The organism is Janthinobacterium sp. NKUCC08_JDC (genome assembly GCF_019345575.1).
In the GTDB taxonomy this organism is placed as follows: domain Bacteria; phylum Pseudomonadota; class Gammaproteobacteria; order Burkholderiales; family Burkholderiaceae_D; genus Janthinobacterium; species Janthinobacterium aestuarii.
Window position 1 is genome coordinate 80,295 of sequence record NZ_JAHKQW010000010.1, and the last position, 25,675, is coordinate 105,969.

The window sequence follows — 25,675 nt, forward strand, 5'->3', positions numbered from 1 at the left end:
ACACATTGCCTGCAGGAGAGGTGGATGAGTGGTTGAAGTCGCACGCCTGGAAAGCGTGTATAGGTTCATAGCCTATCGGGGGTTCGAATCCCCCTCTCTCCGCCACGGATAGTAATTAAGTAAGATCAGGACGTCTCAGGAAGTCCCTCAAAAACCGCTTAGAGCCTTGATTCTAAGCGGTTTTTTCGTTTTTCAGCGTCTCGAAATGTGCCAAGACGTTTCGGTACGTCTAACTTTTTTGAGGGAAGGCGCCGGGCCGCATTCCCCCATCCTTGACTACCATTCCCGCATAACTGTCCTATAGTGGTTTCAGACGCATTTGCGAAGGAGGCCACCATGGCAAAGCTCATCGTACCGCTGTCCGAACTTCAGGTCAAAAACGCCAAACCAAAGGATAAACCATACAAGCTATCCGACGGCGGCGGCCTGTTCGTGGAAGTCATGCCGAGCGGGTCTTGCATCTGGCGCTGGAAGTTTCGCCAGGCCAACGGCAAGGAGAACGCGCTGACGTTTGGTCCTTATCCGGAAATTACGTTGCAGGATGCGCGTGAGAAGCGCTTGGCTGCGCGGCGATTGATGCTGCAAGGGATCGACCCGGCCAAGCATCGCGACGACGCCAAGCGGCTGTTGAAAGAGCGTGCCGCCAACACATTTGAAAAGATCGCCCGCGAGTGGCACGCCAACAGGGTGCCGACCTGGAGCGAGCGCACCGCCAAGAACGTCCTGCAACGGCTGGAAGCAGATATCTTCCCGGCCATTGGCCGCAGGCCCATCGATGAACTCAAGCACCTCGATTTAATCGCTGCACTGCGCAAAATCGAGGAGCGCGGCGCAAGCGAAATCGCCCATCGGCAGAAGGCGGTATGTGCGTCAATTTTCAGCTACGCGATTCAATGCGGATTCACAGAGCGCAATCTGGTCACCGATATGAAGGATGTGTTGAAGACCGTGCGCGCCGGACACTTCGCCGCCATTGAAACCGATGAACTGCCGAAGTTTCTGGCCATTCTGGACCGCAACGAAGCACGCATGTTCGCGCCGACCCGCATTGCGCTGCGTCTGATGCTGCTGTGCTTTGTACGCACCAGCGAATTGATCGAGACGCCCTGGAGTGAAATTGACCTGGAACGCGGCGAATGGATCATTCCATGGCAACGCATGAAGCGAGGCAAGCTGACCGTCAATCCGGATATGACCAACCATCACGTCTGCCTGTCGCGCCAGGCGCTGGAGCTGTTGCGTGAACTGCATGCGATCACGGGCCGCAGCAAGTATCTGTTCCCGAATCAGCGCGACCACGAAAAGCCGATCAGCAATAACACGATACTGGTGGCGCTTGGACGCATGGGATACAAGGGTAAGATGACCGGCCATGGCTTCCGGGCGCTGGCCATGAGCACCATCAAGGAGCGCCTGGGCTACCGGCATGAAGTCGTGGACCGGCAACTCGCACATGCACCGAAGGATAAGGTGGCCAGCGCCTATGACCGCGCCCAGTTCCTGGCGGAACGGCGCCGGATGATGCAGGATTGGGCCGACTACATCGATGCCGTCAGCGGCAAGGGCGCGCCGCCGCAGACGCCAAGATTAACGCTGGTCAGCGGCGAATTCAGCCGGGATGGCGGAACAGGAGGGCACCATGTCTGAGTATGTATTGCGCCTCACGGATGCGCTTATCAAGCAAGCCGCTCCGAAGGAAAAATTATATAAACTATCCGATGGGGCTGGTCTGTACATTGAAGTGCAGCCCAGCGGCAGCAAGGTCTGGCGCATGAAGTATCGCCAGCAAGGCGGTGGGGAAAGCGTTCTGACTTTTGGCCGGTATCCCGAAGTCTCCATCGCCAAAGCCCGCGAACACAGGCTTGCAGCGCATCAGATGCTGGAACGGAAGCAGGACCCGGGCACAGAATTCAATCGAGAAAAATTGCATCCACTGCCAAAGCCTATTGCAATCGACGAAATATTCGATGAGCCGGAGTGGGGCCATGTGCAGACTAGTATTCGGCGGGCGACCCTGCTCGCTATCCGTCACCTCGAAACTGCCTTATTTCCGGCATTGAAGCGCATTTCCATCAGTGAAGCACAGCACAGTATTCAGCAAGCAGCCATTCGGCAAATTGAACAGGCCGGTTTGCAGGTGGTCTCCCGTCCGCTGGAGGGTGTCGCGACGGCGCTCGCTGCCAGCTATTTACGTAACGGCGTGAGCATGGACCAATTGGTTAGTGCGATGAAAGAGTCAAGGAGGCGGGTACGGCGCCAGGGCGACAACATGCAGTAGCTATCGGAGCCTTTGTCCGGTCGCAATTCTGTGTACTACCAAAAGCGCACTTAACGAAACGAACCACTTGCAAACGTCGATATCAGGCATAGAATGAAGTTCTCTTATGTGGGAATCGCTCCCACGAGGGCATGCATCGAGCATGTCCCTATGCTTAGCGGCATAGGCGTTGCGGTCGTCACCCGCCACCATGATACATAGCAGTTTCTGCTAGATATATCGCCGGGCCATGCAGAAGCATGCACATCTCGGCACGATAAAGCGCTGCCTTCAGCGTTTTCATATCCCACAATCCGCAAGACGGATTGCCTGGACGATTGCGCCCGACGGGCGCTTCCTCAAACAGGAGCAAGGCTCCTGCCCCGATTGGTTCGCATACCCGCGAGGTAGCGCACCGTATGAAGCACAGCATGGCTTTACCGCAAGCCGCACCGTCTGCAGAAATGCCAGCGATGCGATGCCATCGCGGCTGCCGCCAGCGCATGTGCTTCAGAGTCGCCAGTATCGTCACCGAGAGTGCGATGCTGGCTTGTATGCCGTCGCATGCCATGGCTGCGTGCGCGCGTCGTTACTGGCGGCGTGCTGCCAGTGACGACGTGCCGCCGACGGCATAGGCCCAGGCGGCAAGCGGAATTCCACCGCGTGATGTCGTTCAGTGACGGGGCCAGGCGCCCCGCATCGCAGGCAAGCCCTGCGATGTCCTTTGCCCGTTACGGGCTGATTAGTAGAAGTTGATCCGTGCACGATGTGCACTCCATGGACCCTGGGTGATTGGTCCCCGCTGCGGCGGCTTCCTCCGGGAGCGCGCAGCGGTGCCACACGCGCATGCGGCGCGGGCAGGCAGTAACAGCAACCGCATACACGGGAGTGGTGTCCCGAGGCCCTTGTTCAACCTTTTCTGCTGAGGCAGTGAGGGTGGCCAGAAACACTTACCAGACAGGATTACACCACGCAACATCGATGTAGAAACCCAAGATCGAAGGGATAACTTTGCCATGCGCGACTTGAACTACCAGCTCAAGCAACTGTGTCATCGCAACCGGGATGGCAGCTTTGCGACGCAGGCCGACCGCGAGCGCTTATTGAACCTGTGCGCCAACGACCTGGCGGAACGGGGCTTTCAGCATATGAGCGTGGACAGCCTGAAACCGAAGCATGTGGCGGCGCTGCTCGACAAGTGGAAACAGGATGGCGTGAGTACCGGAACGATCAAAAATCGCATGAGCGCCCTGCGCTGGTGGGCCGAGAAGATCGGCAAGGAAAACATCATTGCGCGCACCAACGGCGAATATGGCATCGCGGAGCGGGTGTTTGTCACCAATGTTTCGAAGGCGAAGGTGCTCGACGCCGACACGCTGGCCCGCGTGAACGATCCGTATACGCGCATGTCGCTGCAGCTGCAGGCGGCGTTTGGTTTGCGGCGCGAGGAAAGCATCAAGATCAAGCCGGGATGGGCCGATGGCGGGAACATCCTGCGGCTGCAGGATAGCTGGACCAAGGGTGGCAAATACCGGGAGGTGCCGATTGCCACCATGCAGCAGCGCGCCGTGCTGGACGCGGCCAAGGCACTGGCCGGAAAAGGCAGCCTGATTCCGGCGCAGTTGCGGTATCGGGACCAGTTGAACCGCTTTCGTGCGCAGTGCGACAAGGCTGGCATCCATGGTGTGCACGGGCTGCGCCATGAGTACGCGCAGCGGCGCTACACCGAGTTGACTGGCCGACCTAGTCCAGCCTGTGGCGGCCCGACGTCCAGACAGCTGGATGCTTCACAAAAATTGACGGATAACGCTGCAAGGTTAAAGATTTCGATGGAGATGGGGCATGGCCGTGAACAGGTCACGTCTATCTACCTGGGGAGATGACCGCCCACTTGTGTCAGGGCCGCAGCGGATGGAATGGAAGAGATGCAGAAGGGGCAGCCCTGGCGCTGCCGAAATGATCGCGGAGAGTCGGCATGACTCTCCATTGTTTGCTGTTCATCAATCGAAGGAGAATCTTATGACCACGACTAAAAAATTCCTCCGCTTGCCTGCGGTCATCGAGGCCACCGGCTGGTCCCGCGCCACAATCTGGCGCAAGGTGAAGGCGGGCGTGTTGCCAGCGCCGATTCCCATTGGTCCCAAGTCCATCGCTTGGGACGCAGAGGAAATCGCTCAATGGCAGCAGCGCTGTATTGACGCTAGGCGGGGAGTTGCTTGAGTGGGAGTTAATAGTGGCTGGATTAGAAGCGCCCCACCTCGTAAGACGTCACGGGGCGGGCCTATCGGCCCTCTCCGAATCGTCCAACTGCTGTCGCTGCATGGTAGCACCGCACGCCTGCGGCTCGTGTTCGCAGCTCTAATTAGGTATCGACTGAGCATGCTTTTAGGGCATCCAATGCATCAGTCTGTGCACGAATGGCGGACCTGACCCTGGCGGCCCTTGCCCCCGGCTCGATAGCCTCCACCGTATCATTGTTCCCTGATCCCACCAGCTATCTCTGCTACGAACAGAAGAAATAGCAGAAATAACCTCGCAACTTGCTTGTATATCAGTAAAAAATATTTCTCAATGCAATGTAACCTAGTCTCCATTTCACTAAAATTCATTCAAATGTTACATTTCGATAGAATTGACTATTTTTAATGACGTAAGATTAATGTAGGACTAATCTTACATAAATAGTTTAGCTGATATGACCAATATGAAGGTGTAAAAAAATGACCAGAATCACGATGGATGGCGTTGCAACGTATAAGTTTCCGACGACCCTAGATTCGGATAAAAAGACCACTTTACTATACGGGCTAAACGGAACTGGGAAAAGCACCCTTTCGAATTATCTTTACGATATAGAACATCCTACTTATAAAAAATGTTCAAATGACGGTCTGGATGACGCTAACATACTTGTATATAACACGAGATTCGTTAAAGATAATTTTCATGAAGTCGATTCTTTAAAAGGAATTTTTACCCTCTCGAAAGTTAACAAAGATGTAGAGTTGAAAATTGAGTCATGCGCTAACGATCTTAAAGATAGAAAGAAAAATAAAGTAGCAATCGAAAAGGAAATCGAGCAAGCAAACAACTCTCTAGCAGTGTCAAAAAAAACGGCGGAGGATGTAACCTGGGAATTGAAAACTAAGTATTCTGGAGGTGACCGGATTCTTGAATATTGCTTGGATAATCTCAAAGGAACAAAGAGTAAACTATTTGATTTCCTTGCGGCTATTACCTTAACGGAAATAACAAAAAATATTGATGACCTAAAAAAAGAGGCCGAATCTATTCAAGGTGAAAAAGCGCAGAGCTATACTGCACTTCCAATTTTCTTAGATACATTTTTTCCGATGGAGAGCGATGAAATACTAAAGTTGGAAATAGTTGGCAATAAAAATAGCTCCATTGCAAAATTGATTCAAAAATTGGATAACGCGGACTGGGTTAATTCCGGCATTCCTTACATGAATACGTTGCAAACGTCGTCCGATAATTCTTGTCCTTTCTGTCAGTCAAGTACCGTCACCACCTCACTAGCAGATTCAATTAAAGAATACTTTGACGAAAGTTTTTCTCATTCTATTTCAACGCTGAAGACGCTTCGATCAAATTACGCGAGAGCTATAGAATTACTGCCTACCACGCTTGTGTATATCGAATCATCGTTTTTGCAGACAAAGCGGCAAGAATTCGAAGCCAAATACGGTCAACTTCAAACGGTGCTGAATGCCAATATCTTAGTTATTGATAAAAAAATAAAATCGCCATCTCAAGAGGTTTCGCTAGTAAAAACAAATGACTTAATAGTAAGTATAAATAATATCATAAATGCAGCGAACAACGAAATTGAAATTCACAATGATAAGATTATAAATAAGCAGACTGAATTAAATAGGATAAAATTGGAGTTTTGGAAAATTGCCAGAAAAGAATACGATCAGACGATCACTCCTTACTTAAGTCAGGTAAAAGAAATCAATGAAGCACTACAGAAAAATAATGATGCTTTGAAAGATGAAATTTCCAAGATCTCAAAATTAATTACTGATACAGAAGAATTGCAAAAAGACACAGTAAATGTCAGCGCCGCAATTGATACAATAAATAAACGCCTAAGTGACTTAGGTATTGATTCTTTTAAAATCGTGAAGCATACCGGTACGCTATATCGAATTTCACGCAATGGTGATGATGTAGGAGACTTTCATTCATTAAGCGAAGGTGAGAAAACGGTTATCAGTTTCGTCTATTTCGTAGAGCTTTGTAAAGGAAAAAGAAGCGCCACCGATACTGCAACAAAAAAAATTGTTGTTATCGATGACCCGATTTCAAGCCTTTCTCATATCTATGTCTTCAATATTGGTAGGATGATAAAAAAAGATTTATGCGAATCGGCTGTATTTGATCAGGTATTCATATTCACACATAGCCTCTATTTCTTCTATGAAATGACGGACACCGTTCATAAGCGTCGAAAAGAAACACAAAAGCTTTTCAGGTTAGTAAAGAATTTGCAAGGAAGTAAAATTGTTGAGATGAGCTATGAAGAAATTCAAAGTGATTATCAGTCATACTGGGCCATTATAAAAGATGAATCGCAGCCATCGGCTTTAATAGCGAATTGCATGCGAAACATTGTGGAGTATTTCTTTAACTTTGTACAAAAGCGCGATTTGAACAACGTATTCCTAGCAGATTCGATGCAGGATCAAAAATATCAAGCATTCTATCGATTTATGAACCGTGAGTCTCATTCCGTCGGGCAAAATATTTTTGATTACAAGGAATTTGATTACACTCTATTTCAGGAGGCATTGAAATTGCTTTTCGAAACAAGTGGGTTCTCTGAACATTATAATGCCATGATGAAGTAACCTTCACATTAGACCTTGATACTTAACGGAAATCATCTGGGGAGCCAGGATCAGGTCCGCTATTCGTGGACGATAGAAGCCAGCTCAGTTAAGAGCATGATTAGAACCACGAACGCGTGCTCTCGGCGTGCGAATTTGCCCGCGCACCGGGAAGCAGTTGGTATATTCGAAAAGGGCTGGGCCGTTAGGTTCGACCTTCGAATTTCTCGATTGGCTATGAATTCATGCCGACAAGGATCTAAAGGTATCTACTGTGCCGAGCATCAGTCCGTGTCCAAATGGCAGACCTGACCCCGGCGGCCTTCATTCGGGTGGCCTTTTTGTTTTTGTGTGCGGTGGAGAGAAGCACGTCCCTGTGGGGCGTGCGCGGGGGATTCGAATGGTTGGGCCTACTCGCCCGGCCCTCTCCGAATCTACTGGCTGCTGCCGCTGCGCGGTAGCCCCGCGCGCCTCCGCCGCGCGTTCTTTAATTGGGTTTCGACTGAGCCGGCGTCTACGGCGCCTAATGCATCAGTCCGTGTCCAAATAGTGGACCTGACCCCGGTAGCTTTTGCTTGCCAAGCCCCAAGGCAATGCCGGAGGCGGCGTACATTTTTGCTTTGCATATCACTCGCGTGCTGGTAGTACTGTGTGCACGATATCCTCAGAATACCCAAGAGCACGAGTAAATTTTTGGACTAAGCCGTTTTACTAAGAAAAATGTGGTAAATTTTGCCAAATCATAAACTATGTGAAGCGGAGTGACATGAAAACTGAAGCGATTATCTTGGACAGCAGAGTAGACGGAAGAAGCACATGTTATCTCTGTCGAATCACACTCAGTGAGTATGTGAAAGGACTTCCGGAAACTTATCAGGATTATGATGTCCAGCGGGAAGTTGTCTCGAATGTGTACTTGGATCGATTGGTCGATACAGTATTGAATAGAGGACATATTCCACCTATCGTCCTAGTTGTGGCTGCCGATCAATATGAAATTAAGAATAGCTGTTTGTACATAGAATCTTTTAAAATATTGGATGGTCTACAACGAACTTTTCGTTTGCAGGCGATAAAAAAAACTATTGACTTTTGCCTTGATTCTATTAGTGACAATGATGTTGAAGGCGTACTAAATCACACAAAATTTAAATTCTCCCGTGAGTTTTCGACCGCATTACGCGAACTTGATTCAGATACTAACGTATTGCGTGCCGTTTTACAAAAACGACTTGAGCTCGGCGCCGAGGCAATTCGTGATATATACATTTCAAGTGGTCAATGGTTTGAAGTATGGGTTGGACTGTCGCCTAGTGAAGAGGTCCAGAAAATGCTTACCCTAAATGCAGGCCATAAACCGGTAAAAACACGTCATCAACTCGAAATTCTCTTCTTGAACCTATTGCCATTTTTGCGAGATGGATCAGAAAATCAATTTCATCTGGTACGCGAGAAAGAAGTTAGCTCAACGCAATTTAGCAAAAATCGGCAGTGCGGGAGCTTCCATTTTGCACACCTCATAACAGCAGTCCTTTCACTTTCAGCGGGGCGCCCTGTTGCACCCACAACGGGATTGATACAAGGAATTCAAGAAAATGATCCGGATATAGAACAATATGGGCCATTAATGGAGCCGGAATTTCTTAAGGATCTAGTTATTTTCTTGGTAAAAATCGATAAAATGATAACCTTTCAATATGGTGAAATTGGCACCATTTGGATGGGCCGTGAAGTATCGCTTTCCGGACTTTTCGGCGCTATTGGCGCAATCGCGACAGATAGCAGCAATATTCGGGTAGTAATGAAAAAATTCTTGGAAATTATTAATGATAATCCAAAAATTTTGAACCTGGCGGAATTTGAGCGTGTTCGAAATAGCTTGGATTTAAGTAAAATTAACATTGGTAACGCGAATCGTAGTGCGGTTTACAGTGCTATCAAGCGAATACTAGAAGAACCTTTTCCGACTACGATCAATTGGTTGGAGAATTTCTTATGAGACAGTACGAGGTGCTTTATGATTGGCCGATCTCTGAAATAATTCGTCTGTCTGATTCGCCGATTGCCGAGAGTTACGTAGAAAATCTACAAGACGGCAGTGAGCTGGAGTTTATCGCAATGGCTGAACAAATCAGAGGCCTCGGCGCTGAGTTGGCGATGGCAAAAGCTGCACGCGACCATTTTGCAAAATGGGCGGAACTACGAGTAAAGATTAATCAGTTTTCTAATCAATTTGCAGATTTTCCTTCGCTTCGGCCGAGGAAATTTAATCTTCACATATTATTATGCGAAAAGATTGTTCAAACAGGATTTCCGATCAACAGTGCGACTGTTCTGAATCCTTTAACCTACGAAATGCGTGATCTTCCAGGACCGGTTGGTTATGGATCATTTTTCCATGAGAATTCCAGTTCGAATACGGATTCCCTTGTTGTATTTTCTTATCACAATGCGGTCAATTTTGATGCCGAAATTTCCAATGCCACCGTTGCCCCGAACTTCTTATATGATGTTTTGAGTGCACTATATAATGTCGAGGAAATTTCGGCATCAGCGACTGCTTGTTTGAAACGTATGATTCCACAAATAAGCATTGAAGCTGTATTGGCTTTTGTGAAACTCTGCGTAGTTGCTAGAGGGGGAATGGTTGCTGCTCCTATTGAATATACGAATGCGTTAGCAATATTAGATCCAACAGTTTTCAAGGCAGATAATAGTTATCAGCAGTGGAACGACATAATCTCGGTATTGAGTGAATACAATAGTAGGAAGGATATTTTGCTAAAGTACCTTACTTTATATCATGTGTTCGAAAATTTGATGATCAAGCTGCCTATCGTTGAACTTGAACGTCGGCAGTCAGGACGTATGTTTTCGATACGAGATTTCAGCCGCTTATATTCGCAAGTGGAAGGAGCTGAAACCAAAGCTTTAAAACGACTATTCACCGCCACTCTGGCTATGCCTGCTATGCCGGGGCAAACCTTCGAACAAGTCTTGATCGTTCGCTGGCAGAATTTGGTTGCGGCAGGTTTAAGTGCGGAATTGGATGACGCATTGGAATCATTAGGTCTTAAGAAAAATAGGCAATCGTTGCGGCATATGGACATTAAAGCCGGGGCGGAACTCTCTGGCTACCTTTGCGACATGGTTTATGGTGTTAGATGCGCGATTGTTCATAATAAAGAAACTGAATTTCATCTCACAACCATCACCCTAAACGGTCCGCTTAAAACTCTTATCTCTGATTTTTTGATCCCAACCATGGAAGAGATCTGTTTTGGCCTCATCGGTTCGCCAAATAATCAAACTTGGTACCAAGGAAGGGAGCTGCTTCTGTATGCTTAGGAGCTATAGGCTGGGGCGATGTTGGTAGCACAACTCGGAAACACGGGCTGTCGCGCAGCCTCTTGATCGACGCTGCGGACGCCGCTATTTCCGAGATGTTTCTTTGTCGGTTAGCCCTGGCTGCATCGTGAGGTTGTATGTGCACCATGTCGTTGTAGAGTGGTGCAAGTACCTATAGCGCTAGTCGACGCATCGTCGCTATGCCACGATACAGTATAATCGCCGTTTGTTCCGCGCGGCCGATGGATAGAGTGCCGGGTTTCATGCTTAACTTCCCAATTCGCTGTACGTTGGAAAGGGATGCTTGGCGAGCACCCAATCTGCCTGTTGCTTGGGTTGCAAAAAGTGGCTTCGTATTCGAGGGGAAGGTTTTCAGGTTCCAGACATCGACGAGACCTGTAGCTTCCCACGATTTTTGTCCTTTGGAAATTGCTAACGCTGCTTGGCGTTGCCTATGGGCATCTGAGGCAAGCCAGCCTCGGCGACATGCGATGAGTGGTCGGCTGGGAGCAAGTCATTTTCTCGCTTCGCGAAAATCTGCTTGTTCTACGGGGACGTCTCGCTCAGCTCGTGACAACCCAACCCCAATACCGTCCATGTGCGCCGATGCTTCACGTACAACTTGCGCCCGATTTGCAAGCCGCCGCCCCCGACGCGATTCGACAGCCTTCGCAGTACGACTGTCAGCATGGCGGTGTATGGACGAGTGCGTTTGGGGCGCTGCGGAAGAAGGTAACGCTGAGGCACGTGACGCCAGCACAACGACCGTTCGAAGCGGAGTTGTCCGGAGGCGGCTGTTACCGCCCCTGGCTGCGGCGTACCGCCATCCAAATGCTAAACGGACACCGCAGGCCGCAACGTGAAGTTGCAAGTCCGCCTGGGAATTCTGATGCAGCTGATCAAGAGGCATGTTTTGGGGGATGTTGCACTTCGAGTTCGCACAATCTCAATACTGGGCGCAGGTTTCTGCCAATGATAGGAATCCCCCTCTCCGCCACAGACGAAAAAAGAAAAAGCTACCCTCGGGTAGCTTTTTTTTCGTCTGTACGCGGAGAGAAGCACGCCCCCTGCGGGGCGTTCGCGGGGGATTCGAAGGGTCGGGCCTACCGGCCCGGCCCTCTCCGAATCTACTGGCTGCTGCCGCTGCGCGGCAGCCCCGCGCGCCGCAGGCGCGCGTTCGTGGTTCTAATTGGGTTTCGACTTAGCAAGCTTCCACAGCGCCCAGCGCATCAGTCTGTGTCCGAATGGCGGACCTGACCCTGGCGGCTCTGCACATTTGCGTGAGTCCGTGACCGAATGGCAGACCTGAACCTTGCTCCTTAGCTCTCGTCCCTATGGCATTGAAAGAGCATACAGGTTTTCCATAGAAAATTTTTTGCGTCAGAAACCAAAAATTTTGCCAAAAATTAAATTTAGTGTAGATTGAGTAATTTGTAAGTACCTGCCCCTAGCGGTAGGTTAAAATGTGTAAAAGTAAATGTTGTCGCTATACAGTCAAGTAAATTTTTAATCAAATAAAAGTTAAATAATGAAAATAAATGTATTGCATTTGAGCGACATCCATTTTGAAAAAAATACCGATTCCATCTTGCTGCGAGCCACAGAAATTGCTGCATCGAACTATTTTCGTGCACGAGAAGCAGAATTAACTCTTATAACCGTAACGGGCGATATAGCTTATTCGGGTAGTCAAGAAGAGTACAAGGTTGCCGAAACTTTTCTAACGACAATTCGAGAAGCTCTAATAGTAGAAACCGGCAAGCCGGTGCATCTATTAATGGTGCCTGGAAACCACGATTGTGTTCTTAAACCGAAGGACGCCGTCAGAGAATTAATCATTGATAGTATTATCAAAGACCAAGAGTCATCCAAGAATTCAGATTTCGTAAAACAATGCGTGAAGGTTCAAGAAAATTATTTTGCCTTTCGAGAAAAAATGAATGGGCCTGAACCTATCTTTGATTCTCCACTCTGGACAGAATACGAAGTTATCCTGAACGAGAAAAAGATTAGAATTTCAGCGATTAACGCGGCGTGGATGTCCAGACTGCCTGAAAACGCAGGTACACTAGTTTATCCAATTGGAGAATTCAATTCCCAATTAACGGCCCCATCAGATTTTCGTATTGCGCTTCTTCATCAGCCCTATAATTGGCATCAACAACAGTCCTACCATCAGATGCGTACGGACATCCGTCGCCACGCAACAGCTGTCCTGAATGGACACGAGCACATTGGCAATGCCGGTAAGATAGAAGATGATTTAACGGGTTCCTCGCTTTACTTTGAGTCGATGGCTTTGCAGCCACACGAAAAAAATGCAGAGGCTGGATACGCGAGTTATTTATTCGATTTGGAAGCCCGTCAAGTCTTTATTCAGCGTTATTTAATCGGTATTACTGATATTTCGGAAATGGATGACGGGGTAATTCTTGATTTCCCGACGGCCGCAGAAAAAAGTAGGAGCTCTATCGAACTTCGCTCAAGTTGGGTGTCGGACCTAAACAATCCCGGTGCAAATTTTATCCATCCAGATAAAAGTGAAATATTAATCGATGATATATATGTGTTCCCTGACTTGAAAGACTGGGAGCATGATGAGCCTGGGCGCGTGGTCTCAATATCTTCAGAACGAGTTCTGGATAGAATAAAGGCTATGGCCTCTGCATTGATAATTGGTGAAGAAAAAGGCGGGAAAACCACATTACTTCACGTTTATACAAAGCGGTTGTTTTCACTGGGCTACTTCCCGGTATACGTGAAGGCAGCAGAAATAAACAATGTGAAGTCTCCGGGCGACCTTGAGGTTAGAATAAATCGGTTTATTGAAGCCCAATATGTAAACCATAAACTATTATCTTCTGTCCCAAAAGAAAAACGCATTCTTTTGATTGACGATATTGACCGTTTTAAATCTGGAGTTTCGGCTATTCCTCACCTATTGGTTTATGCGGAAAATCATTTTGGTAGTGTAGTGCTTACCGCAGCACAGTCTTTCGAAATATCATCGTTGGCCTCATCCTCGGCAAGCGAATTGTTGCAGAAGTTTCCGAAATACGAAATGCTTCGCTTTGGGCAAAAATTAAGACTTAGGATGGTTAAAAAGTGGTGTGGCCTAGGGCAGTTAACTTCGTTAGCCGAACTAGACAAGCGTGTACATCAAGTTGAAAGTATTATAAATACGGTGATCGGACGGAATCTGGTACCGCAATTGCCAATTTATCTGCTCATACTTTTGCAGAGCTGCGATCAACATCAACATGGAGAAATACAAAATAGTGGTTTTAGTCATTATTACCAATTTCTTATCACTAAGAGCTTGGGGCAGGCGGGAGTGACGGCTGAAGAATTAAATGAACACTATAATTACCTTGCGCATCTCACTTGGTTTATGCAGGAAAAGAAGGTTCGGGAGATAAGCAAGGCGGAATTTAAATTTTTTAATGACGGATTTTCCAATAAGTTTTCTTCCGTAGACTGTGCTGAAAGGTTATTGATTTTGGTCCGCGCACGCTTATTAAGCCAACGCGGTGACTGTTATAGTTTTGCTTATCCATATGTATTCTATTTCTTTCTCGGAAAATACTTGTCGATAAAAATCAACAAAGAACCAGAAATTCGGCAGTGGGTAGAAGAAGCCTGTAGTAAGCTTTACTTACGGGAGAATGCGAGTGCTATCTTGTTCCTGACGCATCACGATAGCGACTCATGGATAATTGAGAAAATAATAGGGGTGGTGAAAGGCTGTTTTTCAGATAGCGAACCGATGCACTTTAACGGTGATGCGGAAACGATAAATCAATTAGTTTCCAACGCCTCTGATCTGGTGCTGGCCGCCCCGGATATCGACCGAAACCAAGAAAAATCACGTGCGCGCGCAGATGAGTTGGACGTGGTTGCTGACCAAATTCCTGATGCAACTCCAGATGAAAATGGCGAATTGAATTTTGTCGCAAAGTTTATCTTATTATTTAAAACTGCTGAAATACTTGGCCAGATTCTCAAGAATTATTACGGTTCTTTGGAAAAGCCATTTAAGGCAACTTTACTGAAAGAGGTTTTTGATGGCCCTCTACGCGCACTGAATCTTCAAATTCAGGAAATCACCAGCGATATGGATGGTTTTGTAAGCTATATCGAGTCTGTGGCTTTTAAGGACGAGAAAAAGATAACTTTAGATGAACGAAAGAAACTGGCTAGAAAAGTGGCCGTTAATTTTTTGGGCTGGCTGGGAACGGCCGTTGTAAGCGCCGCCGCTTACTATGTCGCGACGGACAAGTTGCGCGACGATGTATCTACATTAGTCGCCTCTAATCCTACAATTGCTTATCGGTTAATAGATATCGGGACACGCCTGGTGCGCCCGGGGGCAATCCCTCTCGTGGAAATTGAAAAACTGGCTAAAGAACTTAAGGATAATCATTTTGCTTTCCAAATTTTACAGGCCCTTGGTGTAAACCATCTTTATCTTTTCCATACCGATGTTTCTGAGAAAAATCGTTTATGTAGCATGCTGAAAATTTCTATGCAAAATACTAAGGTAATTGAGTCCGCGGGTCGGGATACCAAGCTAATTTCAAAGAAATAAATTTTTATAATATTTTTATGGCCATCTTGTGATTTTATAAGTCGATATTTGCAACGGAAAAGGGTACTAAAGTTATCAGAATGGCGACTATACAAGAGCTTCCTTTTTCTTCACGTAACAACAGCGTTTCCCATCAAATCGACAGGGAATTTCCTAAAACTGCGCGCATTGGGATTTTCCATTTACTGCTCGACTTGGTGGAAAATGAGTGCGTTGCAGGTTGGCATACCCTAGCACGTGAACTGCAACGCATTGGCAGAATTCCACCCGTCATCTATGAAGTTGGGAAAGTTGCCAGCAATGAACAAGCAAAAGGTGATGCTTTAACAGCCTTAGAAAAATTGCCTTGGGATCGAGTATATGATTTTTGTGAGCGACTTCATTCGCACCTTGCAATTGAAGTCGGATGCGAAGAGCAATACAGTTATACAGTTACGAAAACAAGGTCAGCTGTGCAGAGTTACATATCGGACGAGCTTCAACGTATTTTTCTTGAGGAGGAACTAGCGTTCGAGTTCAGCGAAGGAGCAGTCAGGAGGCGAGGGCGAAAACATACGGTGGGTACAACTACTAAAGCCCAAGTAGTACTGGGTGACGCCCGCCTTGCGAACGCAAGAAGACATTACGAAAAAGCGTTACAATTTTTCCGCAAGCCTGAAAATCCTGACTTGGAAAATTGCGTGAAAGAGGCTGTGTGCGCGGTAGAAGCCGCCGGAAAGGCATTATTCCCGGCCGCGAAAGCGAGTACGTTGGGTGACCTGGCAAAGTGGTTGGGGGCATCGGCTGAAATAGATGTACCTAAAACCCTAATACAAACCATAACAGGCGTATACGGCTACCGCAGTGGGGGCAACGGAATCGGTCATGGCGGAGCAAATGGTGGGGCCGCGACTTTGGAGGTAACCGAATATGTATTAGCAGTCTGTGCCTCTCAAATAATCTTCTTGTTCGATCTGGCAAAGCAGCAAGACACAGAAATTCCATTCTAAAATCACAAGGATTTTTCTTGCCGCTACTCAGTTGCGCAGCGGTATATTTTAAAACGGACGCTAGGGTCAAGTTGTCCATTCGTACACGGGCTGAGGCATTGGGCACGATATAGGCCACCTCAGTCGAGAACCTGATTAAAACCGAGAACGCACGCCCTTGGCGTGTGAAGCTGCCCGTGCAGGGGTAGCAGTTGCTTGATTCGAAGAGGGCCGGTAGGTCCGCCCCTTCGATTTCCCCGCTAAACTATGCAATTATGCCGACAAGGGCCTAAGAAACTTCTAGGCGCCGAAAGCATCAATCCGTGCCCAAACGGCCGCCCTAGCTCTAGGCCGCTGCTGGCTTCCCCGCCGCCGGCTTGCCCCGCGAGCGCAGTTTCGCAGCCCCCGCTTTTTTGGAAGCCCCATCCACCTTATCCCCCTTCCCAGGCCCAACAACCTCCGCCACCAGCCGCACCCCAAGAGCCCCCAGAACACGGGTCATGGTCTCCATGCGCGGCTGGCTATTCGGGCGCAGTGCCTTGTACAAACTCTCTCGTCCCAATCCCGCCGCCTTGGCGATATCGCTCATGCCGCGCGCACGGGCGATATCGCCAATGGCGGCGGCAAATATGGCGGAGTCGTTGGTTGCCAGTGCTTGCGTGATGTAGGCAGCGGCCGCTTCATCGTTGGTGATATATTCCGCAGGATCGAAGTCTTCCAGATCCAGCCCTTCAAGGTCGGACAATTTGATGTTGTGTTCAGTCATGATGCACCTCCTGTATTGCTTCGGGTCGCCATTATTTTTTCGGGTTTGTGGCAGACGTCTTCAATTCCTTGATCATCTGCCTGGCCTTCTTGATGTCGGCGGTCTGAGTACTCTTGTTGCCTCCAACGAGCAACACGATCACATACCCTTCAACTTCAATGAAGTAGACGCGCCAGCCTGGCCCTACATTAATGCGTAGTTCACGGACGCCGCCACCCACCGGCTTCACGTCACCTAGCCCGCTTTCCAGTCGGACGATGTGCTGGGCAATGATTGCCCTTGTCCTGTCGTCCTTGATCTCGGACAGCCAGTTGCTGAAGTTTCTGGTTTTTTTAACCGTCTTCATAAAATCATTGTATTCATTCGAATACAGAAGCGCAATCAAATTTGCGCAACCATTATTCCACCCGCAAACCTTGCCCTTCCTCAATCCCCCTATAGTTTCCTCCATGTATCGTAAGCCTCTCCCACCAACCCCGGAGAGCCACATGTCTTACACCTACACCAAAGTCGACGACCTGGAAAAAACCACCATGGTGGGCAATCATCAATGCGTCGCGCTGGTCCGCCACTACGCGGGCGCGCCTGCCACACTGGCCTGGAAGCAAGGGGAGGCCGTGCTGGGAAATCGGCTACTACGCAAGGGCACGGCCATTGCCACGTTCATCAACGGCAAGTATGCGAATCATCCGCAAGGCAATCACGCGGCCCTGTATATGGGGCAGACCCTGGACGGTATCCTCGTCATGGATCAGTGGACAGGCAAGCGCCTGGGCATCGTGACTTCTCGAACCTTGCGCTCCAAAGGGCAGTACAAGAATGGCTTGCATATCGATCCCAGCAACAATGCCGACGCTTTTTTCGTCATTGAATAGGGGTGTCCATGCAACATAAACATTTGTTGATCAGCGCCGCCTGCTGCATTTTCTCTGTGTTCACGCAGAGTGCGATGGCCGCCTCGCTCGCTTGCCCGGCGAGCGTGCCTGCAACATCGATCAGCCTGACTGCCATACCGTCCGGCTGGACGCCGTATATCTATGGCCCGCTCTACCTGAGCGCCGCAGCGCCTATCGATGGTGCACCGGAGCGCAGGGGGCAGCTTGTGCCCAGCGCGGAGCGCAAGAAGAAAGGGCAAACGACGCTCAGCTACCGTCTGGAAGGCCGCTATCCGGACGGCAAGTGGCTGCAATGCAGCTATGGCGTGCATGGTGAAGTAACGCTGTCGAGGCGCATGGATGACAGTGTCAGCGTTTGCGAATTGACCTACAGGAAGGGCAGCAAGGCGGGGCAGAACGAGATCGATATCGATTGCCGTTAAGTCATTTTGATCTCGACGGTATCGCTTGGAAGGCCTGCGGGTGTTCAATATAAAAATGCCGTTCAGCTTGGACTGAACGGCATTCTGGTTTGGCCGCGGTATGTGGCGTGAGCAAAAGCTCATCATCGGCTCTCTATTTCCTGCACTCATTCGCCATCTTCATCGCCAACCCCGTCAACACTCCCCATCATCCACTTTGCACCGCCACCCAGCCCGGCCGCTGGGCCAGAAACCCCGCAATCGACCCCGCCATCACCGTAATCACCGAATTTACCGCGATGCTGACGATGATCTGCACGCAATCCGCGAAGCTGCCCTAACCAGCCAAAACCGCCGAAACAATCGAGCGGCGAAGCACGGTCTTCCCGGCATCGATGCCACGCTGTGAAAACGCCGGCGGCAACGCGACATCATCCGCAGCAGTGTTGCCTGGCGAAGCCGTTTCCTTTACCAGCATGTTGGCGCTATTCTCGACCTCGAAGTACTCGTCCCAATGCACTGGAACTTGATGGGAGCGGCCATCTCCGCCTCTCACCGAGACGTAGTGGGTTCGCGCGATGCTGCGGAAGCCGCTGGCCGTTACCTGCACTTTCTGCGATCCGTCGGCCTCCTGTTGCATGGATGTCTTCAGGATACTTCGCGTGACGCACTCGGGATGCTTGAACATCGCCTCGCCGTGGTAATTGGCAATCGCTTCATGCTCCCAGAAACAGGGTTTGTGCGAATACGTGTCTTTATAGATGTCCGAGTGCGGTCGATGCTGTTGGTACAAGGGGATGGCAAGCAGCGGGGCGATCCCGAAGTAGAACGACTTGAAGAAATCGTTGTGATAGGCGTTGAAAAACATGCGCGCCTGGGCGAGTTCGTAGGCAAGAAATTTCTCCGGTGCGCCACTGATATCGGTAGCGCGCATGTGTCCCGATTCCAGGACGTTGATCATGCGGGTTTTTTCGAATACGAAGGTGTCGCCAAAACCTGTTTGACTATCCTTGAGCAGCTTGAGCATTTCCTGTTGCGCCAATGGCGTGAACAACAGCCGGAACTGGACTTCATGGTTGCGGTCCGTGGCATCGAACAAGGCGTCGAATTCGCGGTTGGCCATCACCGTAAAAGTATGCCCCTCGTCGACATCGCGGGACTTTTCTTCCAGCTTCTTGATGGCGCGATTCTTCCTCCATTTGTCGAGGAAGCCGTCCTCCAGGCGGGAGAGTTTTGAAGGGTGGCGGCTGAACACGAGATCCGGCGCCGCTTCGTTGCCGTAGACGATAAATGTCTGGTTTTCGTACTCGGGCATCGGACGCTCGATCGATGCCCGCAGAGTTTCGTGACGGGTTCTGGTTTCCGATTTGCCTTGCGAATTGCGGTACTGTTCCGTCCAGCTGATAGCCAGCGAGCCATGGTATGTCTTGCTGCCCATCGAGTGTGACAAGGTGCGTGCAAGAATGAACGGGTTGCCGTTCAGTACGCCGCTGTGCGAGAACTCGATCGAGTGGTTCTCACCAAGATTGCCATACCAGCCAAAACTGTTGCGCAGCTCTTCCATGCGGCCGTTGCTGAAATACGGGTCGAATGCGATGCGAGGCACTGTTTGTTGCATCAGCTTCGCCACGATATCCCAGTCGTACAGGCGGTTCAGCGGCACCATCTGGCCCCAGGCCACGGCACGCTTTTCGTCGCAGGCATCCTGCAGCCGCTTTAACTGCGCGTCGGAATCGTTGATGATGCGGTTGAGCGTATGAATCGCAGCGGCAAGCGCAATCGCCGGGACCATGAGCCATGGCCATGCGTGATAGGCGTAGATATAGAGCGCCGCCAGTAACGCGGCCACGATGCTGGCGCCGCGCAGAATACGCCACCATTTGTTGCTGGAACCGGCGCCCGCGGCCTGCTTTTCGAGCACGCGTAGTTCTTGCACCGTCGTGATGTTGGTGTTCTCGTCCACGCCGGACTGGCGCACGAGGTCTTCGAAAAAGTCCGACGTATTGCTGGCGTGAGCATTTTTGAAATGGAAGGAATACTGCTCCAATGGTTCATGGACGTCGTTGATCAAAAGAAGACGCTCCGGGCGGCAGCCTTGGTTTCGGCGGAGGCAGTGAAAGGAATGCGCGTGGTATAACCTTGTCGCGCCGCAACGATCTGCTTGGTCGGCCAGGCAAAGACGTCCTGGTTCCACATGCCAACGGTATCGTTATACAGCGTGCGCGCGGCGGTCACTTCCTTTTGCAGATAACTGTTTTGGCGCATGGCATCGGCGATGACGGCTTGTGCCTTCAGATCGGGATAGGCTTCGCACGCCAGGCTGATGCGGGAAAAAATCCCGTCGATTTTCTGGGATGCCTGATTGCGTTCGGCATCGGGGTTTTGTCCACTCCGGTAAGCCGCTACCGACTTCATCACGTCCTTGTCGAGGTCGATCGCTTTTGCGACCAGGCCAACCACGTTGTTCAGGACGACGACGCGCTGTTCCAGGTAATTGTCGATCTGTGAAGCATCGGCCTGGATTTTCTGCTGCAGTTTGCGCAGATACGCCAGGGCGGAGATCTTCATGAACAGGAAGACCAGGCCTGGCAGTGCCCCCAGCACCAGGAGTGCCAAGCTGTACGTTTGCGGCAACGCACCGGTCAGCAGCGCCAAGCCTCCGATCAGCGGAAGGACGGTCCACAGGGCGATTTCAAATATTAGCGACCCGGTGCCGACTTGGACGGAAATCTGCTTGCTGATGACGTTGATGTCGCGCCCCTGCTCATTTATCGGGCCAGTTACTTCGTCCAAATCATTTGCCATGCTTGAAAATCCTTTGTATTGAGTGTTTCTTATTGAGCTACTCTCGCTTGGTTGCAAAATATTTCGCTTTAGCTTTTTAAGTGCGGGAGCGAAATGTCGGTGTATTGTGTATATTTCCCAAAATCAATTTTTTGTCATCATATCTTGAAGGATGAGACCCTATCAAGGGCGGTCAAGCCGATATTTCACATAAAGTTTCGGGGGAAATCCTCGATACTTTCCGGTGCGGCCAATTTTCAGCCAGCCGCTTGCATAAACCCGGCAGCAGGGAGGCGGGCACTGGATAAGGGACACCCGCTTCCAGCCGGCCATAGCGTCCCAATCAATTCCTTCTGGGCCGGTAGGCAATCACGCGCTCCACCGTATCTTCGGCTGCGCCAGGCTGGACCTTGCGGAGAAATAAATGATCGAGAATTTTTTAAGGCTTTGCCATCGGCAAATAGAGGAAATGCAGGAAGGGTCTGCAATGCAGCCGTGAAGTAATACTGTCGAGCTGGATGAACGACAGTATTAATTAATTTTTACGAATTTAATGAGAGGAATGGCAGCACGGCCGGGTAGAACGATATCGATTGCCGTTAGCATCGGCGCTATCGATTCGCGGTATGCCTATCAAGCATTAACATCCATCAGCAAGCGGGATTGCCGTTCGGATAACGAAAAAAAACCCGCCGAAGCGGGTTTTTCACTTTACAGCCAATCCAAAAGCTCAGAACTGGTTCATAGTGTTGTCTTTGCCAGCCGCCTTCAGCGCCGCTTCGCCGCTGAAGTAATCCTTGTGATCGTCGCCGATGTCCGAGCCGGACATGTTTTGATGTTTCACGCAGGCGATGCCCTGGCGGATTTCCTTGCGCTGCACGCCGGCCACGTAGCCCAGCATGCCTTGGTCGCCGAAGTATTCCTTGGCCAGGTTGTCCGTCGACAAGGCTGCCGTGTGGTAGGTCGGCAGGGTGATCAGGTGGTGGAAGATACCGGCTTCGCGGGCCGAGTCGGCCTGGAAGGTGCGGATTTTCTCGTCGGCGGCGATCGCCAGTTCCGTCTGGTCGTATTCCACGCTCATCAGCTGGGCGCGGTCGTAGGCGGACACGTCCTTGCCTGCCGCTTTCATGCCGTCAAAGATTTGCTGGCGGAAGTTCAGGGTCCAGTTGAACGACGGGCTGTTGTTGTACACCAGCTTGGCGTTCGGGATGACCTTGCGGATTTCGCTGACCATGCCGCCGATCTGCGCGATATGCGGTTTTTCCGTTTCGATCCACAGCAGGTCGGCGCCGTTTTGCAAGGAGGTGATGCAGTCGAGCACGCAACGCTCTTCGCCGGAACCGGCGCGGAACTGGAACAGGTTGCTTGGCAGGCGCTTAGGACGCAGCAGCTTGCCTTCGCGCTTGATGATGACGTCGCCATTGCCCAGCGCGTCGGCCGACACTTCTTCGCAGTCGAGGAAGGCGTTGTATTGGTCGCCCAGGTCGCCTGGTTCATTGGTGACGGCGATCTGCTTGGTCAGGCCGGCGCCCAGCGAATCGGTGCGGGCGACGATGATGCCGTCGTCGACGCCCAGTTCCAGGAAGGCGTAGCGGATGGCGCGGATCTTGGCCAGGAAGTCTTCGTGCGGCACCGTGACCTTACCGTCCTGGTGGCCGCATTGTTTCTCGTCGGACACCTGGTTTTCGATCTGGATGCAGCAGGCGCCCGCCTCGATGAATTGTTTCGCCAGCAGATAGGTCGCTTCGGCATTGCCGAAACCGGCATCGATGTCGGCGATGATGGGCACGACGTGGGTGACGTGGCCGTCGATCTTGGCCTGGATCGCTTGCTTCTCAGCACCTTGAGCCGCGTCCAGCTGGCGGAACAGGCCACCCAGTTCGCGCGCATCGGCCTGGCGCAGGAAAGTGTACAACTCCTTGATCAAGGCCGAGACGGCGGTTTTTTCATGCATCGACTGGTCTGGCAGCGGGCCGAACTCGGAGCGCAGGGCGGCAACCATCCAGCCGGACAGGTAGAGGTAGCGGCGGTCGGTGCTGTTGAAGTGCTTCTTGATCGAGATCATCTTCTGTTGACCGATGAAACCGTGCCAGCAACCGAGCGACTGGGTGTACTTGGATGGGTCCGCATCGTAGGCGGCCATGTCGTTGCGCATGATCTTCGCCGTGTACTTGGCGATGTCCAGGCCCGTCTTGAACTTGTTCTGGGCGCGCATGCGGGCGGCGGACTCGGGATTGATGGCGTTCCAGGCGCTACCTTGTTGGTCTTTCAAACCGGCAACAGCCTTGATGTCGTCTTGATATTGGGACATGTGTATCTCCTAAAGAAAAACTAAGTTTGAGAAAATCGTCGAGTGCGCCGCTGTGTCGATGCGAACTGCATGACTAAATAGTAGGCTTATCCGTGTCGATGTTCAAGTCTTATATAAGACATATAACTTAAATTAAGTCTTTGTTTTTAATGGTATTAATTAATATTTTTCATGATATGAAATGAATTTTCAAAAAGTGAGAGCATTGCTGGCTGAGTCTGCTGTCGGAAATTCCGCGATGTGAAACGTCTTTTCAGATTTTGGTGCAGCGCGACAAATCGGGACGAAAAAAAGCCACCCGAAGGTGGCGCAAGCTTGTGCATGTCTGCAGGGAGTGGGCGGGAGGCCTTGCGGGGGCGCTATTCCAGCGTGACTGTCGTGTGCCGGCAACAGCCTGGCGGGCAAGATGGTGCGCCGGCGCAGCTCAGGGGCGGGACAGCGCATCGATCGCGTCCGCGGCTGTCACCACTTGCGCATACTCGCCGTGCAAATTGGCCAGCGCCATCGCATGCACCTCGTCCGCCGTTCTCGGCGTGCCCGCATAATCGACTTGCGCAAATGCAAAACACGCATCGGCGACAACTTGCGTGGCTAAGCCCAGATTGCCCGCCGTGCGCGCGCTCGACTCCACGGAATTGTTGGTGCTGACGCCCACGATGACGAGCTTGCTGATGCTGCGTACGCGCAGCCAGCGTTCCAGTCCCGAGTGGATGAAGGCATCGGGCACATTTTTCTCCACGACATGCTCCTCCGGCAAAGGCGCCAGCGCTGCCTGAAATTCCACGCCGGGTTGGCCGGGCCAGAAGGGCGAGCCTGGCGTTCTGGAAATGTGGCGCACATGCACGACGGTGGCGTCTGCCGCGCGCCAGGCTTGCAGCAGGGCGGCAATCTGGTGTTCCGCAGCGGGATTGTTGCGGCTTCCGGCAGCAGGGCTGGCCATGCCTTGTTGCATGTCGATGATGATCAGTGCGGGATGGTGGGCATGCATGTCGGTAGGCTGGAATGGATGGCAGGCGCACTTGGCGCCTGCCTGGGGAATAGTGCCGGAGTGATTGGCGGAGGGTAGCGGGTCTAGCGTCCCACGGTCTGCCGCTGATCCTTGATGAACAGCGCCGTCAGCATGCCCACCACGCACACGCCGATCACATAATAGGCGGGGCCCAGCACGTTGTTCTTCAGCATCAGGGTCACGACCACGGGCGTCAGGCCGCCGAAAATCGCGTACGACAAATTGTAAGAGAACGACAGCCCGGAGAAGCGCACCTGGGCCGGGAACGCTTGCACGAGCACGTAGGGCACGGCGCCGACGACGCCGACGAACAGGCCCGTCATTGCGTACAAGGGCAGCAGCAGGTCGGGGCGGCTGCCGACGGTGGTGTAGAAGATATACGTACTGATGGCCAGCAGCACGGAGCCGACGAAGATCACGCGCTTGCCGCCCAGGCGGTCGGCCAGCATGCCGGCAATGATGCAGCCAAAGGCCAGGCACAGTGTCGCCACGGTATTGGCGACCAGGGTGGTGCGCGGCGCGATGTGGTGGATTTTTTGCAGCAGGGCAGGCGTCATCAGGATGACAACGACGATGCCGGCCGACAGCATCCACGTCAGTAGCATGGACACGACGACGGCGCCGCGGTGGCTGCGCAGCACGGATTTCAAGGGCATTTCCGTGGCCAGCGCCTTGCGTTGCTGCATTTCCGCAAAGACGGGCGTTTCATGCAGCCAGCGGCGCAGATACATGGCGCCAAAGCCGAAGATGCCGCCCAGCAGGAATGGATAGCGCCAGGCGCCATCGGTGATTTCTGCCGGCGTGTAGACGGTGTTCAAGCCCGTCGCCACCAGCGAACCGAGCAGGATGCCGACCGTCAGGCCCGCCGTCAGCACACCGCAGGCAAAGCCCGTGAAACGGCTCGGCACGTGTTCGGACACAAACACCCACGCGCCCGGCACTTCGCCGCCCACGGCCGCGCCCTGGAAGATGCGCATCAAGAGCAGCAGCAGCGGGGCGGCCAGGCCGATGGTGGCATACGTTGGCAGCAGGCCGATCAGCAATGTCGGCACGGCCATCATCAGGATGGACAGGGTGAACATGCGCTTGCGGCCGAGCAAGTCGCCGAAGTGGGCCATGACGATGCCGCCCAGCGGACGCACGACGTAGCCGGCGGCGAAGATGCCGAAGGTTTGCAGCAAGCGCAGCCATTCCGGCATTTCCGGTGGGAAGAACAACTGGCCGATGGCGTTGGCAAAGAAGACGAAGATGATGAAATCGTAGAATTCCAGCGCGCCGCCGAGGGCGGCCAGCGACAGGGTTTTGTAGTCTTGCTGGGTGAGGGGACGGCTTGCGGCGTTGATTGCGGCGGTGTTGGAAGTAGGCATGTGTCTCGTTCTTGTGTGTTATCGGAGATTGCCAGATCTAGCATACGCATTTCCGCCGCGTGAGTAAATGCTGTGACAGGCGCGCGGGTAGGGGGAGCAGCCTCAGCTGTGCTTAATACAACGC

The 25,675-nt window shown here is 51.4% G+C and carries 19 protein-coding genes and 1 tRNA gene; 13 read left to right on the forward strand and 7 right to left on the reverse strand.

Going from position 1 to position 25,675, the window contains the following annotated elements:
- Window positions 1-14: 14 nt before the first annotated feature.
- The 10 genes from KO538_RS20720 to KO538_RS20765 all read left to right on the forward strand — a co-directional run bounded on the left by KO538_RS20720 (window position 15) and on the right by KO538_RS20765 (window position 16,038).
- A tRNA-Ser gene (locus KO538_RS20720) sits at window positions 15-105 on the forward strand.
- 231 nt (window positions 106-336) lie between these two features.
- Window positions 337-1,647 carry an integrase arm-type DNA-binding domain-containing protein gene (locus KO538_RS20725; protein WP_219329508.1) on the forward strand — a complete coding sequence of 437 codons (1,311 nt, stop codon included), beginning with the start codon at window positions 337-339 and terminating at the stop codon, window positions 1,645-1,647.
- Window positions 1,640-2,278, forward strand: coding sequence for a DUF4102 domain-containing protein (locus tag KO538_RS20730; protein WP_219329509.1), 639 nt, complete (start codon window positions 1,640-1,642; stop codon window positions 2,276-2,278). The genes KO538_RS20725 and KO538_RS20730 overlap by 8 nt, the downstream gene beginning before the upstream one ends.
- A 995-nt stretch (window positions 2,279-3,273) precedes the next feature.
- Window positions 3,274-4,140, forward strand: a complete 867-nt coding sequence (locus tag KO538_RS20735) for a phage integrase N-terminal domain-containing protein (RefSeq protein ID WP_219329510.1) — start codon at window positions 3,274-3,276, stop codon at window positions 4,138-4,140.
- A gap of 136 nt (window positions 4,141-4,276) precedes the next feature.
- Window positions 4,277-4,477, forward strand: a complete 201-nt coding sequence (locus tag KO538_RS20740) for an AlpA family transcriptional regulator (RefSeq protein ID WP_034760447.1) — start codon at window positions 4,277-4,279, stop codon at window positions 4,475-4,477.
- A gap of 500 nt (window positions 4,478-4,977) precedes the next feature.
- Window positions 4,978-7,134 carry an AAA family ATPase gene (locus KO538_RS20745; RefSeq protein WP_219329511.1) on the forward strand — a complete coding sequence of 719 codons (2,157 nt, stop codon included), beginning with the start codon at window positions 4,978-4,980 and terminating at the stop codon, window positions 7,132-7,134.
- Between the two features lie 745 nt (window positions 7,135-7,879).
- Entirely contained in the window at window positions 7,880-9,112 is a 1,233-nt protein-coding gene (locus tag KO538_RS20750; protein WP_219329512.1) for a hypothetical protein, read from the forward strand.
- A complete protein-coding gene (locus KO538_RS20755; protein WP_219329513.1) occupies window positions 9,109-10,461 on the forward strand; it encodes a hypothetical protein in 1,353 nt (450 codons plus the stop codon). The genes KO538_RS20750 and KO538_RS20755 overlap by 4 nt, the downstream gene beginning before the upstream one ends.
- A gap of 1,528 nt (window positions 10,462-11,989) precedes the next feature.
- On the forward strand, window positions 11,990-15,049 hold the full coding sequence (locus KO538_RS20760) for a metallophosphoesterase (RefSeq protein WP_219329514.1): 3,060 nt from the start codon (window positions 11,990-11,992) through the stop codon (window positions 15,047-15,049).
- An 80-nt stretch (window positions 15,050-15,129) separates the two neighbouring features.
- Window positions 15,130-16,038: an AbiJ-NTD4 domain-containing protein gene (locus KO538_RS20765; RefSeq protein WP_219329515.1), complete on the forward strand. Its 909-nt coding sequence runs from the start codon at window positions 15,130-15,132 to the stop codon at window positions 16,036-16,038.
- Window positions 16,039-16,363: 325 nt separating this feature from the next.
- On the opposite strand, the gene KO538_RS20770 is transcribed toward KO538_RS20765, so the two are convergent.
- Both KO538_RS20770 and KO538_RS20775 read right to left on the reverse strand, forming a co-directional pair.
- On the reverse strand, window positions 16,364-16,783 hold the full coding sequence (locus KO538_RS20770; RefSeq protein ID WP_219329516.1) for an addiction module antidote protein: 420 nt from the start codon (window positions 16,781-16,783) through the stop codon (window positions 16,364-16,366).
- Between the two features lie 31 nt (window positions 16,784-16,814).
- Complete coding sequence (locus KO538_RS20775) at window positions 16,815-17,234, reverse strand: type II toxin-antitoxin system RelE/ParE family toxin (protein WP_257620478.1); 420 nt, start codon at window positions 17,232-17,234, stop codon at window positions 16,815-16,817.
- A 37-nt stretch (window positions 17,235-17,271) separates the two neighbouring features.
- Here KO538_RS20775 and KO538_RS20780 point away from each other — a divergent pair, with 37 nt between their 5' ends.
- From KO538_RS20780 to KO538_RS20790, 3 genes are all read left to right on the forward strand, one after another.
- A complete protein-coding gene (locus KO538_RS20780; RefSeq protein ID WP_219329517.1) occupies window positions 17,272-17,658 on the forward strand; it encodes a BPSL0067 family protein in 387 nt (128 codons plus the stop codon).
- A gap of 8 nt (window positions 17,659-17,666) precedes the next feature.
- Entirely contained in the window at window positions 17,667-18,101 is a 435-nt protein-coding gene (locus KO538_RS20785; RefSeq protein ID WP_219329518.1) for an STY0301 family protein, read from the forward strand.
- A gap of 107 nt (window positions 18,102-18,208) precedes the next feature.
- Window positions 18,209-18,421: a hypothetical protein gene (locus tag KO538_RS20790; RefSeq protein ID WP_219329519.1), complete on the forward strand. Its 213-nt coding sequence runs from the start codon at window positions 18,209-18,211 to the stop codon at window positions 18,419-18,421.
- Here KO538_RS20790 and KO538_RS20795 read toward each other — a convergent pair.
- The 5 genes from KO538_RS20795 to KO538_RS20815 all read right to left on the reverse strand — a co-directional run bounded on the left by KO538_RS20795 (window position 18,418) and on the right by KO538_RS20815 (window position 25,551).
- The gene (locus tag KO538_RS20795; protein WP_219329520.1) at window positions 18,418-20,151 is read right to left on the reverse strand and encodes an MAG1210 family protein; all 1,734 of its coding nucleotides are present in this window, start codon (window positions 20,149-20,151) and stop codon (window positions 18,418-18,420) included. The genes KO538_RS20790 and KO538_RS20795 overlap by 4 nt on opposite strands.
- Window positions 20,148-20,885, reverse strand: coding sequence for a LemA family protein (locus tag KO538_RS20800; protein WP_046685382.1), 738 nt, complete (start codon window positions 20,883-20,885; stop codon window positions 20,148-20,150). The genes KO538_RS20795 and KO538_RS20800 overlap by 4 nt, the downstream gene beginning before the upstream one ends.
- A 709-nt stretch (window positions 20,886-21,594) precedes the next feature.
- Window positions 21,595-23,175 (reverse strand): isocitrate lyase, encoded by a 1,581-nt coding sequence (locus KO538_RS20805; RefSeq protein WP_219329521.1) that lies wholly within the window; start codon window positions 23,173-23,175, stop codon window positions 21,595-21,597.
- Window positions 23,176-23,599: 424 nt separating this feature from the next.
- The gene (locus KO538_RS20810; RefSeq protein ID WP_219329522.1) at window positions 23,600-24,163 is read right to left on the reverse strand and encodes a cysteine hydrolase family protein; all 564 of its coding nucleotides are present in this window, start codon (window positions 24,161-24,163) and stop codon (window positions 23,600-23,602) included.
- Window positions 24,164-24,246: 83 nt separating this feature from the next.
- A complete protein-coding gene (locus tag KO538_RS20815; protein WP_034760055.1) occupies window positions 24,247-25,551 on the reverse strand; it encodes an MFS transporter in 1,305 nt (434 codons plus the stop codon).
- Window positions 25,552-25,675 lie beyond the last annotated feature (124 nt).

Coding starts and splice junctions, on each gene's coding strand:
- KO538_RS20725 (WP_219329508.1), top strand. CDS start 337: ATGGCAAAGCTCATCGTACCGCTGTCCGAACTTCAGGTCAAAAACGCC.
- KO538_RS20730 (WP_219329509.1), top strand. CDS start 1,640: ATGTCTGAGTATGTATTGCGCCTCACGGATGCGCTTATCAAGCAAGCC.
- KO538_RS20735 (WP_219329510.1), top strand. CDS start 3,274: ATGCGCGACTTGAACTACCAGCTCAAGCAACTGTGTCATCGCAACCGG.
- KO538_RS20740 (WP_034760447.1), top strand. CDS start 4,277: ATGACCACGACTAAAAAATTCCTCCGCTTGCCTGCGGTCATCGAGGCC.
- KO538_RS20745 (WP_219329511.1), top strand. CDS start 4,978: ATGACCAGAATCACGATGGATGGCGTTGCAACGTATAAGTTTCCGACG.
- KO538_RS20750 (WP_219329512.1), top strand. CDS start 7,880: ATGAAAACTGAAGCGATTATCTTGGACAGCAGAGTAGACGGAAGAAGC.
- KO538_RS20755 (WP_219329513.1), top strand. CDS start 9,109: ATGAGACAGTACGAGGTGCTTTATGATTGGCCGATCTCTGAAATAATT.
- KO538_RS20760 (WP_219329514.1), top strand. CDS start 11,990: ATGAAAATAAATGTATTGCATTTGAGCGACATCCATTTTGAAAAAAAT.
- KO538_RS20765 (WP_219329515.1), top strand. CDS start 15,130: ATGGCGACTATACAAGAGCTTCCTTTTTCTTCACGTAACAACAGCGTT.
- KO538_RS20770 (WP_219329516.1), bottom strand. CDS start 16,783: ATGACTGAACACAACATCAAATTGTCCGACCTTGAAGGGCTGGATCTG.
- KO538_RS20775 (WP_257620478.1), bottom strand. CDS start 17,234: ATGGAGGAAACTATAGGGGGATTGAGGAAGGGCAAGGTTTGCGGGTGG.
- KO538_RS20780 (WP_219329517.1), top strand. CDS start 17,272: ATGTCTTACACCTACACCAAAGTCGACGACCTGGAAAAAACCACCATG.
- KO538_RS20785 (WP_219329518.1), top strand. CDS start 17,667: ATGCAACATAAACATTTGTTGATCAGCGCCGCCTGCTGCATTTTCTCT.
- KO538_RS20800 (WP_046685382.1), bottom strand. CDS start 20,885: ATGGCAAATGATTTGGACGAAGTAACTGGCCCGATAAATGAGCAGGGG.
- KO538_RS20805 (WP_219329521.1), bottom strand. CDS start 23,175: ATGTCCCAATATCAAGACGACATCAAGGCTGTTGCCGGTTTGAAAGAC.
- KO538_RS20810 (WP_219329522.1), bottom strand. CDS start 24,163: ATGCATGCCCACCATCCCGCACTGATCATCATCGACATGCAACAAGGC.
- KO538_RS20815 (WP_034760055.1), bottom strand. CDS start 25,551: ATGCCTACTTCCAACACCGCCGCAATCAACGCCGCAAGCCGTCCCCTC.